This window comes from Pseudomonas flexibilis (genome assembly GCF_000806415.1).
Lineage (GTDB): Bacteria > Pseudomonadota > Gammaproteobacteria > Pseudomonadales > Pseudomonadaceae > Serpens > Serpens flexibilis.
The window spans coordinates 131,772-143,693 of record NZ_JTAK01000001.1 but is presented as its reverse complement, the minus strand read 5'-3'; the positions used below and the strand labels follow the sequence as shown (position 1 = coordinate 143,693).

The following is an 11,922-nucleotide window of genomic DNA, read 5'->3' as shown; positions in this document are numbered from 1 at the left end:
TCGTTCCACCCGTCGAGACCGAACATGCCCGCCTACAAAGCTCCGCTGCGTGACACCCGTTTCCTGCTCAACGAAGTGCTTGATTACCCCGCCCACTATGGCGCCCTGGCTGCCGGCGCCGAGGCGACGCCCGATGTGGTCGAGGCGATCCTGGGCGAATGCGCCCGCCTCTGCGAGGACGTGATCGCCCCGCTCTACCATTCCGGCGACGAAGAAGGCTGCCATTGGGAGAACGGTGAAGTCCGCACGCCCCAGGGATTCAAGGAGGCCTACCAGGCCTTTGTGGAAGGCGGCTGGCAGGGCTTGTCGCACCCGGTCGAGTACGGTGGCCAGGGCCTGCCGATGAGCCTCGGCGCCATCAAGCAGGAGATGCTCGGCACCGCCAACTGGCCGTTCGCCATGTATCCGGGGCTTTCCCTGGGCGCCATGAACACGCTGATGATGCACGGCAGCGATGAACAGAAGGCCACCTACCTGCCGCCGCTCACCGAGGGGCGCTGGGCCGGCACCATGTGCCTCACCGAGCCGCAGTGCGGCACCGACCTCGGCCAGGTGAAGACCCGCGCCGAAGCCAACGCGGACGGCAGCTATGCACTGACCGGCACCAAGATCTTCATCTCCAGCGGCGAGCACGACCTGACCGAGAACATCATCCACATCGTGCTGGCGCGCCTGCCCGACGCGCCCAAGGGCACCCGCGGCATCAGCCTGTTCATCGTGCCCAAGTTCCTGGTCGATGCCGACGGCAGCCTGGGTGCGCGCAACTGCGTCACCTGCGGCGCGCTGGAAAAGAAGATGGGCATCAAGGCCTCGGCGACCTGCGTGATGAACTTCGACGCCGCCACCGGCTACCTGGTCGGCCCGCCCAACCAGGGCCTGGAATGCATGTTCACCTTCATGAACAGCGCGCGCATTGGCACCGCCATCCAGGGCGTGGCCACCGCAGAGCTGGCCTACCAGGGCGCGCTGGCCTACGCTCGCGAGCGCCGCTCGATGCGCGCGTTGTCCGGCACCAAGGAACCACAGCAGGTCGCCGACGCCCTGCTGCATCACGGCGACGTGCGGCGCATGCTGCTGGTCCAGAAGGCCGTCGCCGAAGGCGGCCGGATGCTGGTCTACCTGGCCGCCCAGTACGCCGATCGCATGATCGAGGGCATCCTCGCCGGCGACAGCGCCAAGCAGGCCCACTGGGACGACAAGCTGGGCTTCCTCACCCCGATCCTCAAGGGCTGCCTGACCGAGCTGGGCCTGGAAGCCGCCAACCTGGGCATGCAGGTGTACGGCGGGCACGGCTACATCCGCGAGCACGGCATGGAACAGATCGTCCGCGACGCGCGCATCGCCACGCTCTATGAGGGCACCACCGGGATCCAGGCCCTCGACCTGCTGGGTCGCAAGGTGCTGCTGATGACCCGGGGCAAGGCCGTGCGCCAGTTCACCGGCGACATCGCCGCGCTGGCCTGGACGCTGCTCAAGGAGGAGCCGGGCATGCGCGGCAAGGCGCTGACGCTGCTCAGGCTCTGCGCGCAATGGAACTGGCTGACCCTGCGCATCGCTCTGATCGCCCGCAAGCAGCGCGACCTGGTCGGCACCGCCAGCCACGACTTTCTGATGTACGCCGGCTACGTGACCCTGGCGTATTCCTGGGCCCTGCAGGAGCGCGCCGCCCGCCAGCGCATGCGCGACGGCGGGCTGGAATCGCTGGATTTCTACCAGGCCAAGCTGGCCACCAGCGACTTCTACTTCAGCCGCCTGCTGCCGCGCGCCAAGGCTCATGCCGCCGCCATGCTCAGCCCAGCGGAGAAGATCATGGAGCTGCCGGCAGAGCATTTCGCCTTCGACTAGAACAGGCGCAGTTGCTCCTGCACGCCCTGCAGATCCACCAGTCGCACGCCCAGGCCGATCAGCCGCACCGGCTTGTCGCCTCGGGCGAAAGCCTGGCCGAGCAGCAACCGGTAGCTGTCCGGGTCCCAGCCAGCGCCGGCCTGTTCGAGGGTGGTCTGGGTGAAGTCGTGGAACTTGAGCTTCACGAACGGCTTGCCGATCCGGTAGCTCTGGTCCAGGCGCGTCAGCCGGCGCTGCAACTCGTCGTATAGATCGGGCAGCTCGGCCAGGCAGGCCGCAAGGTTCGGCAGGTCCTGATCGAAGGTAGTCTCCACGCTCAGTGACTGGCGACGGCTGTCCACCTGCACCGGGCGTTCGTCGATACCGCGCGCCAGATGCCACAGCCGCTCGCCAAAACTGCCGAACTCGCGCAGTAGCGCCAGCCGGTCCCACTCGCGCAGCTCCCGGCAGGTGCGGATACCCAGGCGTGTCAGGCGCTCGGCGGTCACCTTGCCAACGCCGTGCAGCTTGCCGACCGGCAGCTCGGCCACGAACGCCTCCACCTCGTCCGGAGTAATCACGAACAAGCCGTTGGGCTTGCGCCAGTCGCTGGCGATCTTGGCCAGGAACTTATTGGGCGCCACCCCGGCGGACACGGTGATGCGCAACTGTTCCCAGACCCGCTGGCGGATTTCGCGAGCGATCAGGGTGCCGCTCCCGCCGTGATGGGTCGCGCTGGACACATCCAGATAGGCCTCATCCAGCGACAACGGCTCGATCCGCTCGGTGTAGTCACGGAAGATGCCGTGAATCTCCCGGGACACTTCCCGGTACGCGTCCATGCGCGGGCGCACCACATTGAGGTCCGGGCACAGCTTGAGCGCGGTGCGCATCGGCATTGCCGAATGGATGCCCCAGGCACGCGCCTCGTAGTTGCAGGTGGCGACCACGCCGCGCTGCTCCGGCGAACCACCCACCGCCAGCGGCCGCCCAGCCAAGCGCGGATCGTCGCGCATCTCGATGGCGGCGTAGAAGCAATCGCAGTCGATATGGATGATCTTGCGCACGGTATTCAGGGCCGAAAGCGCCGCCAGGTGTGGCGTGGAGCCGGCAGTCTACCACCCCGGCGAACGCGCAAGAGGCTGATGGCAAAAGGCTTTTTCGCAATCAAAGGTTGACAGCCATCCTTCGGCGCGTAGAATGGCCGGCGCGGGATGGAGCAGTCTGGTAGCTCGTCGGGCTCATAACCCGAAGGTCGTTGGTTCAAATCCAGCTCCCGCAACCAGAATCACGAAGAAAGGCCACTCAAATCGAGTGGCCTTTTTCGTTTCAGCACCCGGAAACGTGGTTGGCGGCTGATTTTAAAACTATTGATTGACAGCCTCTTATTAATAAGTAGAATGGCCGGCGCGGGATGGAGCAGTCTGGTAGCTCGTCGGGCTCATAACCCGAAGGTCGTAGGTTCAAATCCTGCTCCCGCAACCAGAATCACGCAGAAAGGCCACTCAATCGAGTGGCCTTTTTCGTTTGCGCGCGATTCACCGCATGGGCCTGGCCGCTCAGGAAAAAAACCGTGATTCCGTCTGTTCAGGTTTCCAACCTGCCGCTAAAATCGCGCACTTTTTGATCAGAGGCGCCCGTCAGCGCCACAGAGGTTTCACCCGCATGTCCAGCACCTCCACGCCCAAAGTCGGCTTCGTGAGCCTTGGTTGCCCGAAAGCAACCGTCGATAGCGAACGCATCCTTACCCAGCTGCGCATGGAAGGGTACGAGATCGTGCCCACCTACGAAGACGCCGACGTGGTGGTGGTCAACACCTGCGGCTTCATCGACAGTGCCAAGGCCGAGTCGCTGGACACCATCGGCGAGGCGATTGCCGAGAACGGCAAGGTGATCGTCACCGGCTGCATGGGCGTCAACGAGGACAGCATTCGCAACGTGCACCCCAGCGTGCTGGCCGTCACCGGTCCGCAGCAGTACGAGCAGGTGGTCAATGCCGTGCACGAGGTGATCCCGCCGAAGAAGGACCACGATCCGTTCGTCGACCTGGTGCCGCCGCAGGGCATCAAGCTCACCCCGCGCCACTACGCCTATCTGAAGATTTCCGAAGGCTGCAACCACAGCTGCAGCTTCTGCATCATCCCGTCCATGCGCGGCAAGCTGGTCAGCCGCCCGGTGGGCGATGTGCTGTCCGAGGCGCAGCGCCTGGTCAAGGCCGGCGTCAAGGAGATCCTGGTGATTTCCCAGGACACCAGCGCCTACGGCGTGGACCTCAAGTACAAGACCGACTTCTGGGACGGCCGCCCGGTGAAGACCCGCATGCTCGAGCTGTGCGAGGCGCTTTCGGCGATGGGCGTGTGGGTGCGCCTGCATTACGTCTACCCGTACCCGAACGTCGACGACGTGATCCCGCTGATGGCCGCCGGCAAGCTGCTGCCCTACCTGGATATCCCCTTCCAGCACGCCAGCCCGAAGGTGCTCAAGGCCATGAAGCGCCCGGCGTTCGAGGACAAGACCCTGGCGCGCATCAAGGCCTGGCGCGAGATCTGCCCCGAGCTGACCATCCGCTCCACCTTTATCGTCGGCTTCCCCGGCGAGACCGAGGAAGACTTCCAGTACCTGCTCGACTGGCTGACCGAAGCCCAGCTCGACCGTGTTGGCTGCTTCCAGTACTCGCCCGTGGAAGGCGCGCCAGCCGAGGAACTGGGCCTGGAGCCGGTGCCGGACGAGGTCAAGCAGGAGCGCTGGGAGCGCTTCATGGCGCACCAGCAGGCAATCTCCGCCGCACGCCTGCAACGCAAGATCGGCACCGAGATCGAGGTGCTGGTCGATGAGGTCGATCATGAAGGCGCGGTGGCGCGCTCCTGGGCCGACGCGCCGGAAATCGATGGCAGCGTGTTCATCGCCGACCCGACCCTCAAGCCCGGCGACAAGGTGCGCGTACGGGTGGTCGATGCTGATGAATACGACCTGTGGGCCGAGCGAATCTAAGCGTCGCCGCTACAAGGAAGCCCCGCCTGTGCGGGGCTTTTTCATGGGCAATCGCGCGCATTAGGATTGCCTCTGACCATCCGCGAATTGCTGTGACCGGGGTCCGCCGACGTAGAATTCGCCCTGATCCCCGACCGGAACTCTCCATGAACACGCCTTATCGCCGCGAAGGCGACACCTGGCAGATCGACCTGCGCCTGGATCGCCTGCAACAGCTGGCCGATACGCGCGATCCGTCGCCCTTCAGCCGGCGTGACCTGGCCCCGGACGCCGAACGCTACATCCTCGACGCCTGCCGCGAGCTGCCGGCGCATGAACCGCTGGCCCTGAACCTCTGGCTGCCCTCCCACGAGCTGTCCGCCGAAACTGCAGAACGCGCGCGCCACACCGTGTGCTTCCACTTCGCCTGGCAAGCCGAGAACAGCCAGCGCCGCCTGCGCGAGCACCTGCGCATGGCCCACCGCACCACCCTGCTGGGCCTGTGTTTCATGGCCGTGTGCATGCTGCTGTACAACCTGATCGGCGTCCTCGACAACCTGCTGGCCCAGACCCTCGCCGAAGGGCTGATGGTGATCGGCTGGGTCGCGCTCTGGCGCCCGGTGGAAATGTACCTGTACGACTGGTGGCCGCTGCGCCGCGAAAGCCGGCTGCTGGAGCGGCTGAGCCGGATGCCGGTCAGCCTGCGCTCACTGCCGGACGATCCGCGCGGCCTGGCAATCGCCAGCGCCGATGCGCAGGAGTTGCCCGCATGCTGATTTGCCGCAGACCGGCGCGGCAGCTCGCCCGATAAACTGCCACACCCATACGACCTCAACCTGGACCTCTGCCAATGACCCAAGACTCGCGCTTCGCCCCCATGCCCGACGCCCGCGGCTATTTCGGCCCCTACGGTGGCCAACTGGTGCCGCCGCACCTCAAGCAGGCGATGGACGACATCGACGCCGCCTACGAGGAAATCCGCCAGCGCGCGGACTTCCAGGAGGAACTGGCCAGCCTGTTCGCCGACTACGTCGGCCGGCCGAGCCCGATCTTCCATGCCAGGCGCCTGTCGGAAAAACTGGGCGGCGCGCAGATCCACCTCAAGCGCGAAGACCTGAACCACACCGGCGCGCACAAGATCAACCACTGCCTGGGCGAGGCGCTGCTGGCCAAGTTCATGGGCAAGAAGAAGGTGATCGCCGAAACCGGCGCCGGCCAGCACGGCGTGGCCCTGGCCACCGCCTGCGCGCTGGTGGGCATTCCGTGCGAGATCCACATGGGCCAGGTGGACATCGAGAAGGAACACCCCAACGTCACCAAGATGAAGATCCTCGGCTGCAAGCTGGTGCCGGTGACCCGTGGCGCCGCGACCCTCAAGGAAGCCGTGGACAGCGCCTTCGAGGAATACCTCAAGGACCCGCAGAACTACATCTACGCCATTGGCTCGGTGGTTGGCCCGCACCCGTTCCCGAAGATGGTCCGCGACTTCCAGTCGATCATCGGCCGCGAGGCCCGCGAGCAGTTCCTCGCCAAGCATGGCCGCTTGCCCGATCATGCGGCCGCCTGTGTCGGCGGCGGCTCCAACGCCATGGGCCTGTTCACCGCCTTCCTGGGTGACGAGGGCGTGCATCTGGTAGGCGTCGAGCCGGCCGGTGAAGGCGTGGACAAGCCCGGTCGGCACGCCGCCACCCTGTCGGTCGGCAAGCCCGGCGAGATCCACGGCATGGCCTGCTACGTCCTGGAAGACGCCGAGGGCAACCCGGCCGCCGTGCACTCCATCGCCTCCGGCCTCGATTATCCCGGCGTCGGCCCGCAACACAGCTACCTGAAGGACATCGGCCGGGTGGACTACCAATCGGTCACCGACCAGGAATGCCTGGACGCCTTCATGACCTTGTCGCGTACCGAGGGCATCATCCCGGCGCTGGAAAGCGCACACGCGGTGGCCTGGGCCATGCGCGCCGCACCGAAGCTGCCGAAGGACCAGCACATCCTGGTCAACCTCTCGGGTCGCGGCGACAAGGACGCCGACTACGTGGCGCAGAAGCTGGGTCTGTAATGGATCTCGGGGGCCGTCCGACGGTCCCCTGATGCGCCCCGCCTTTCGGCGAACGCTCCCTGGCGAATCGACGGCTACGCTGATTCGCGTGTCCACCCACCGGGGAGTGATCGTGAAATTTTCCGTCTTTGTTGCCACCAGTCTCGATGGCTACGTCGCCGATGCCCATGGCGGCATCGGCTGGCTGCTCGATCTCACCCGCCAGGTGCCGGAGGGTGAAGATTGCGGTTATCAGGAGTTTCTTGCCGGCATGGATGCGCTGGTCTTCGGGCGCCGCGCCCTGGAGCAGGCGCTGTGCTTCCCCGAATGGCCCTACGGCGACAAGCCGGTCTTCGTAGTGTGTCCGGAGTGGGCGAGCCTGCCCGACGGAGTGCCGGCCAGCGTGTCGCTGACCAATCGTTCACCCAGGGAGCTGGCGCGGCTACTGGAGAAGCAGGGCTTCGGCCACGCCTTTCTGGACGACGAATCGCTGATTCGCGGCTGCCTGCGTCAGGGGCTCATCGACACCATTACCCTCACCACCGTGCCCATGCTGCTGGGCAATGGCGTTTCGCTGTTCGGACGCTCCGGTGTGGCGGCCAGCCTGCAGCTGGAAGCCTCGCAATCCTATCCATTCGGCTTTGTACAGAACCGTTATCGGGTGCTGACCTGAGCGAATCGGCAGCCGTTCATTGAAGCGCTTAATGGCCCCACGCTATGATCCGCGGGTTTTCTATCCATGAGGCCGTTATGAAAAGCGCTTTGAAAGTCGCCGTATTCGCTGTCGGGCTGTCGACATTCGCCGCCACCACCCTTGCCCAGGCCCAGATCGGCCCCTACGGCGGGGTGATGATTTCCCGCGCGGAAATCGACCATACCGACCTGACCTCCCTCGGCTACAAGCTGGGCTTCCAGGCCAGCCAGAACCTCGCCCTGGAAGCCCGCCTGGGTACCGGCCTGACCGATGACAGCATCAACGGCCTGACCTACGAGATCGACAACTACGTCGGTGCTTACGCCAAGCTGCTCATGCCCTTCAACCCACAGTTCTCCGCCTACATCATCGGTGGTTATTCCCGTGCGGAAGGCAAGATCTACAACCGCGTCAGCCCGGTGCATACCTGGTCCGAACACGATTTCAGCGCCGGCCTGGGGGTCGATCTGCACCTGGCACCGAATCTCAGCGCCAGCATGGAATGGATCAACCTGGTGGATGAGGTCGATCTGATGAGCTTCGGGGTCAACTTCTCCTTCTGATCCGGCCTGACCGGCCTCACGGAGCTGCCCATGCAACGTTCGTTACTCGCCCTGCTGCTCGGCGCGCTGGCCGGTTGCGCCGCACCGCCCCCGCAACAGCCCGCCGACACGCTGGCGGGTCATCTGGTGATGGCCCCACGCATGCAGGTGTTCATTGGCTGCCAGGCCGAGGAACCGTTGTGGGTCGTGGCAGACGATGCCCTGCGCGAGCGCCTGGAGACGCGTTACGCCGAGCTGGTGGATGAGCCCGGCGAAGAAGCCTTCGCCCGGGTGCGCGGTACGGTAGGCCCCGCGCTGGACTGTCCCTGGTGCCGCGATTTCCCCGGCAGCCTCCACCTTGAAGAAGTGCTCGAGTACCGCGAGGCGAGTGCGCGCGATTGCCGCTAAGGCCACCGGCACGCTACGGCGTACTCAACCCCGCCGCGCTCATCAACAGACGCAGCAGCCAGGCCAGCAGCGCCAGCGCCACCACGCTGGCCGTCCACAGGCCGGCCAGCCAGGCCAGACGCCGCCACCAGGCGCGCTCCGTCATCAGTGGTAACCACTGTCCGGCGTGATCTTGCCGCGGAACACGTAGTAGCTCCAGGCGGTGTAGATCAGCACGAACGGCAGGATGAACAGCGCGCCCACCAGCGCGAAGCCCTGGCTTTGCGGCGGCGCGGCGGCGTCCCAGATGCTGATCGCTGGCGGAATGATGTTCGGCCACAGGCTGATGCCCAGCCCGCTGTAACCCAGAAAGATCAGCGCCAGGGTAAGCAGGAACGGCGAGTAGTGGGCGTAACGCTGGATCGCCCGATACAACGCCCAGCTGCACAACAGCACCAGGATTGGCACCGGCAGGAACCAGAACAGGTTCGGCAGGCTGAACCAGCGCTCCGCGATGCGCCCATGGGCCAGCGGCGTCCACAGGCTTACTATGCCGATCACCGCCAGCAACACGCCCAGCAGCGGGATGCCGATGTCGTGCATGCGACGCTGCAGTTCGCCGCCAGTCTTCATGATCAACCAGGTGCAGCCCAGCAGCGCATAGGCGGCGATCAACCCCAGCCCGCAGAACACCGCGAAGGGGGTCAGCCAGTCCAGCGGGCCACCGGCGTAGCCGCGGTTTTCCACCGGCAAGCCACTGATGAAGGCGCCCAGTACCACCCCCTGGAAGAAGGTCGCGGTCAGCGAGCCGCCAATGAAGGCCCAGTCCCAGAAAGGCCGATGCCGTTCGTCCGCCTTGAAACGGAACTCGAAGGCCACGCCTCGAAAGATCAGACCGATGAGCATGAACACGATGGGCAAATAAAAGGCCGACAGCACCACCGCATAGGCCAGCGGGAAGGCCGCGAACAGGCCCGCCCCGCCAAGGACCAGCCAGGTCTCGTTGCCGTCCCAGACCGGTGCCACGGTGTTCATCATCAGGTCGCGGTCCTGCTTGCCGGGTACGAACGGGAAGAGGATGCCGATGCCCAGGTCGAAGCCGTCCATCACCACGTACATCATCACGCCGAAGATGATGATTACCGCCCAGATCAGCGAGTAATCGATACCCATGATTCAGCCCCCCTCGCCCAATTGATCGCGCCCGCCCGGCAAGGCCTGGTCGGCGGCCGACAAGGGGCGCGCCGGCGTGCGGGGCCGGCCGGGGCCACCGCCCTCGGCCGGGCGACCCGTGTCGCTGACCGGGCCGCGCGCCACCAGGCGCAGCACGTACAGCAAGCCCACGCCGAACACCGCGAAATAAATGACGACGAACAGGGCAAGCGACAGGCTCATCTGCGCCACGCCGTGGGGCGACACGGCATCCGCCGTGCGCAGCAGTCCCTGCACGACCCACGGCTGGCGCCCCACCTCCGTGGTGAACCAGCCAGCCAGGATGGCCACTAGCCCGGACGCGCCCATCCAGAGCACGAAGCGCAGGAAGGGACGCGAATCGTAGAGCCGCCCGCGCCGGCGCAGGACCAGGCTCCACACGCCGGCAACGATCATCAGAACGCCGAGGCCTACCATCAGCCGGAACGTCCAGAACACCAGGGTGGAATTGGCGCGGTCTTCGGGCGGGTAGTCCTTGAGCGCCGGAATCGGCTCGCTGAGGCTGTGGCGCAGGATCAGGCTGCCCAGGTAGGGCACCTCGACCTTGAAACGGGTTTCCTCGCGCTGCATGTCCGGCCAGCCGATCAGCGCCAAGCCGGAGGGCTCGCCCGGCGTACTTTCCCAGTTGCCCTCGATGGCGGCGATCTTGGCCGGCTGGTGCTCCAGGGTATTGAGGCCGTGAAAGTCGCCTACCAACGCCTGGATCGGGGCGACGATCAGTGCCATCCACATGGCCATGGACAGCATGGTGCGGGTTTCCGGGGTGTTGTTGCCGCGCAACAGGTGCCAGGCGGCCGAGGCGCCGACGAAGAAGGCGGTGGCCAGGAAGGCGGCAATGACCATGTGGGTCAGGCGGTAGGGAAACGAAGGGTTGAAGATCACCGCCAGCCAGTCCACCGGAATCACCCGACCATCGACGATCTCGTGGCCCTGGGGCGTGTGCATCCAGCTGTTGGAAGCCAGGATCCAGAAGGTGGACACCAGCGTGCCCAGCGCCACCATGGCGGTCGAGAAGAAATGCAGCCCCGGCCCGACACGGTTCCAGCCGAACAGCATCACGCCTAGGAAGCCGGCTTCGAGGAAGAAGGCGGTCAGCACCTCGTAGGTCAGCAGCGGTCCGGTGATGCTGCCGGCGAAGTCGGAAAAGACGCTCCAGTTGGTGCCGAACTGGTAAGCCATGACCAGGCCGGACACCACGCCCATGCCGAAATTCACCGCGAAGATTTTCAGCCAGAAATGATAGAGGTCGCGATAGACGGTCTGTCCGGTCTTCAGCCACAGCGCCTCGAGGACGGTCAGGTAGCTGGCCAGACCGATGGTGATGGCGGGGAACAGGATGTGGAAGGACACGGTGAACGCGAACTGGATTCGCGCGAGCTCTAGTGCATCCAGACCGAACATGCACGACTCCTCGTCAGTGGCCGCACCCGCATCCGGCCGACTCCCGCACGGGCAGGAGCCGGTCGGCGGGTCACGCCTGGGTAATGCCGGTTATGGTGATGCCGAAGCGTTCAGCCAGGAGTACGGCAGGCCCGCGCAGGTCCTCATCCACTTCACTGGGCTCCTGTTCTTCATAGCGCTGGCGGGCCATCTTCAGGGTGTGGCGCACGGCCTGTTCCATGCTGGGCTTGTTCGGGCTTTCGATTTCCAACGTCGAGGTGTTGTTGTCCTTGTTGTAGGTGATGACCCAACGTGTCATGGCAGATCTCCTTGGTGGATGCACGACAGGATGCCTGACAAGACTAGTTGCTCCCGCCGGACTGTCAGGCCACCGGGTCGGGCGGCGCGCGGTCGGGCAGGGTCGGCTCGCCGGGCTCCCCCGGCTGGTTGGGCAACGGCGGCTTGCCAGGTTCCTCCGGATCGCCCAGGGTCACTGGCGGAAAACGGTTCAGGATCATGACGCCCTCCTCCCGGCATTCGGAACGATGACCGCAGGTCGGATCGGCCTGGCGGGTTCAGCTCAGAGCCTCGCCGGCGCGCGGAATTCCCGGCATGGGGCGAACGGTCCGGGCGAGCCGGCTGGTATCATCGCCCGGTCGCACCCACCGGATACCGTCATGCTGTTCGCCCTGCCCTTGCTCTTCGCCCTGGCGGTCCCGCCCGTCGAGGCTGCTCCGGCGCCCTGGTACGTCTGGGCCAGCCCGTCCAGTGAGCACCGGGTCTGTGCGCAGACCAGTCCGGGCGCAGCCTGGCGCAAGGTCGCCGGACCCTACCGCAACGCCGCCTGTCGCGCGGCGCCCTATCCGACGCGATGA

General features: G+C 65.5%; 14 protein-coding genes and 2 tRNA genes. 10 read left to right on the top strand and 6 right to left on the bottom strand.

Annotated elements, in window-relative coordinates:
• Positions 1-24 precede the first annotated feature (24 nt).
• Positions 25-1,845: an acyl-CoA dehydrogenase C-terminal domain-containing protein gene (locus PT85_RS00700; RefSeq protein WP_039605668.1), complete on the top strand. Its 1,821-nt coding sequence runs from the start codon at positions 25-27 to the stop codon at positions 1,843-1,845.
• Here the strand turns inward: PT85_RS00700 and dinB are convergent.
• Complete coding sequence (dinB, locus tag PT85_RS00695; RefSeq protein ID WP_027589924.1) at positions 1,842-2,891, bottom strand: DNA polymerase IV; 1,050 nt, start codon at positions 2,889-2,891, stop codon at positions 1,842-1,844. The two genes, PT85_RS00700 and dinB, sit on opposite strands and share 4 nt — an antisense overlap.
• Positions 2,892-3,032: 141 nt before the next feature.
• Between dinB and PT85_RS00690 the strand changes: the two genes are divergently transcribed.
• The 8 genes from PT85_RS00690 (at position 3,033) to PT85_RS00655 (ending at position 8,476) form a co-directional block, all read left to right on the top strand.
• Positions 3,033-3,109: transfer RNA gene (locus PT85_RS00690), tRNA-Met, on the top strand.
• A 123-nt stretch (positions 3,110-3,232) separates the two neighbouring features.
• Positions 3,233-3,309 (top strand) — tRNA-Met (locus PT85_RS00685).
• Between the two features lie 180 nt (positions 3,310-3,489).
• Positions 3,490-4,815, top strand: coding sequence for a 30S ribosomal protein S12 methylthiotransferase RimO (rimO, locus tag PT85_RS00680; protein ID WP_027591860.1), 1,326 nt, complete (start codon positions 3,490-3,492; stop codon positions 4,813-4,815).
• A gap of 146 nt (positions 4,816-4,961) precedes the next feature.
• Positions 4,962-5,570 (top strand): hypothetical protein, encoded by a 609-nt coding sequence (locus PT85_RS00675; RefSeq protein WP_039605667.1) that lies wholly within the window; start codon positions 4,962-4,964, stop codon positions 5,568-5,570.
• A gap of 74 nt (positions 5,571-5,644) precedes the next feature.
• Positions 5,645-6,853 (top strand): tryptophan synthase subunit beta, encoded by a 1,209-nt coding sequence (gene trpB, locus PT85_RS00670; RefSeq protein WP_027591858.1) that lies wholly within the window; start codon positions 5,645-5,647, stop codon positions 6,851-6,853.
• 112 nt (positions 6,854-6,965) lie between these two features.
• Positions 6,966-7,505 carry a dihydrofolate reductase family protein gene (locus PT85_RS00665; RefSeq protein WP_052237571.1) on the top strand — a complete coding sequence of 180 codons (540 nt, stop codon included), beginning with the start codon at positions 6,966-6,968 and terminating at the stop codon, positions 7,503-7,505.
• Positions 7,506-7,582: 77 nt separating this feature from the next.
• Complete coding sequence (locus PT85_RS00660) at positions 7,583-8,089, top strand: outer membrane protein (protein WP_027591856.1); 507 nt, start codon at positions 7,583-7,585, stop codon at positions 8,087-8,089.
• A 30-nt stretch (positions 8,090-8,119) separates the two neighbouring features.
• The gene (locus PT85_RS00655; protein ID WP_234702651.1) at positions 8,120-8,476 is read left to right on the top strand and encodes a hypothetical protein; all 357 of its coding nucleotides are present in this window, start codon (positions 8,120-8,122) and stop codon (positions 8,474-8,476) included.
• Positions 8,477-8,489: 13 nt separating this feature from the next.
• On the opposite strand, the gene PT85_RS17605 is transcribed toward PT85_RS00655, so the two are convergent.
• The 5 genes from PT85_RS17605 to PT85_RS18340 all read right to left on the bottom strand — a co-directional run bounded on the left by PT85_RS17605 (position 8,490) and on the right by PT85_RS18340 (position 11,565).
• Complete coding sequence (locus tag PT85_RS17605) at positions 8,490-8,621, bottom strand: DUF2474 family protein (protein WP_074467549.1); 132 nt, start codon at positions 8,619-8,621, stop codon at positions 8,490-8,492.
• Entirely contained in the window at positions 8,621-9,628 is a 1,008-nt protein-coding gene (gene cydB, locus PT85_RS00650) for a cytochrome d ubiquinol oxidase subunit II (protein WP_039605665.1), read from the bottom strand. Before cydB ends, PT85_RS17605 begins: the two co-directional genes overlap by 1 nt.
• Positions 9,629-9,631: 3 nt before the next feature.
• Positions 9,632-11,068 (bottom strand): cytochrome ubiquinol oxidase subunit I, encoded by a 1,437-nt coding sequence (locus PT85_RS00645; RefSeq protein ID WP_039559946.1) that lies wholly within the window; start codon positions 11,066-11,068, stop codon positions 9,632-9,634.
• Between the two features lie 70 nt (positions 11,069-11,138).
• On the bottom strand, positions 11,139-11,366 hold the full coding sequence (locus tag PT85_RS00640; protein ID WP_027590031.1) for a hypothetical protein: 228 nt from the start codon (positions 11,364-11,366) through the stop codon (positions 11,139-11,141).
• 64 nt (positions 11,367-11,430) lie between these two features.
• Positions 11,431-11,565 (bottom strand): hypothetical protein, encoded by a 135-nt coding sequence (locus tag PT85_RS18340; protein ID WP_256214718.1) that lies wholly within the window; start codon positions 11,563-11,565, stop codon positions 11,431-11,433.
• A 159-nt stretch (positions 11,566-11,724) separates the two neighbouring features.
• Between PT85_RS18340 and PT85_RS00635 the strand changes: the two genes are divergently transcribed.
• Entirely contained in the window at positions 11,725-11,922 is a 198-nt protein-coding gene (locus PT85_RS00635) for a hypothetical protein (protein WP_027590032.1), read from the top strand.

What these genes read in the sequence shown, in the direction of transcription:
- PT85_RS00635 (WP_027590032.1), top strand. Translation starts at nt 11,725, where the DNA reads ATGCTGTTCGCCCTGCCCTTGCTCTTCGCCCTGGCGGTCCCGCCCGTC.
- PT85_RS00655 (WP_234702651.1), top strand. Translation starts at nt 8,120, where the DNA reads ATGCAACGTTCGTTACTCGCCCTGCTGCTCGGCGCGCTGGCCGGTTGC.
- PT85_RS00645 (WP_039559946.1), bottom strand. Translation starts at nt 11,068, where the DNA reads ATGTTCGGTCTGGATGCACTAGAGCTCGCGCGAATCCAGTTCGCGTTC.
- PT85_RS00675 (WP_039605667.1), top strand. Translation starts at nt 4,962, where the DNA reads ATGAACACGCCTTATCGCCGCGAAGGCGACACCTGGCAGATCGACCTG.
- PT85_RS00660 (WP_027591856.1), top strand. Translation starts at nt 7,583, where the DNA reads ATGAAAAGCGCTTTGAAAGTCGCCGTATTCGCTGTCGGGCTGTCGACA.
- PT85_RS00640 (WP_027590031.1), bottom strand. Translation starts at nt 11,366, where the DNA reads ATGACACGTTGGGTCATCACCTACAACAAGGACAACAACACCTCGACG.
- cydB (WP_039605665.1), bottom strand. Translation starts at nt 9,628, where the DNA reads ATGGGTATCGATTACTCGCTGATCTGGGCGGTAATCATCATCTTCGGC.
- PT85_RS18340 (WP_256214718.1), bottom strand. Translation starts at nt 11,565, where the DNA reads ATGATCCTGAACCGTTTTCCGCCAGTGACCCTGGGCGATCCGGAGGAA.
- PT85_RS17605 (WP_074467549.1), bottom strand. Translation starts at nt 8,621, where the DNA reads ATGACGGAGCGCGCCTGGTGGCGGCGTCTGGCCTGGCTGGCCGGCCTG.
- rimO (WP_027591860.1), top strand. Translation starts at nt 3,490, where the DNA reads ATGTCCAGCACCTCCACGCCCAAAGTCGGCTTCGTGAGCCTTGGTTGC.
- trpB (WP_027591858.1), top strand. Translation starts at nt 5,645, where the DNA reads ATGACCCAAGACTCGCGCTTCGCCCCCATGCCCGACGCCCGCGGCTAT.
- PT85_RS00700 (WP_039605668.1), top strand. Translation starts at nt 25, where the DNA reads ATGCCCGCCTACAAAGCTCCGCTGCGTGACACCCGTTTCCTGCTCAAC.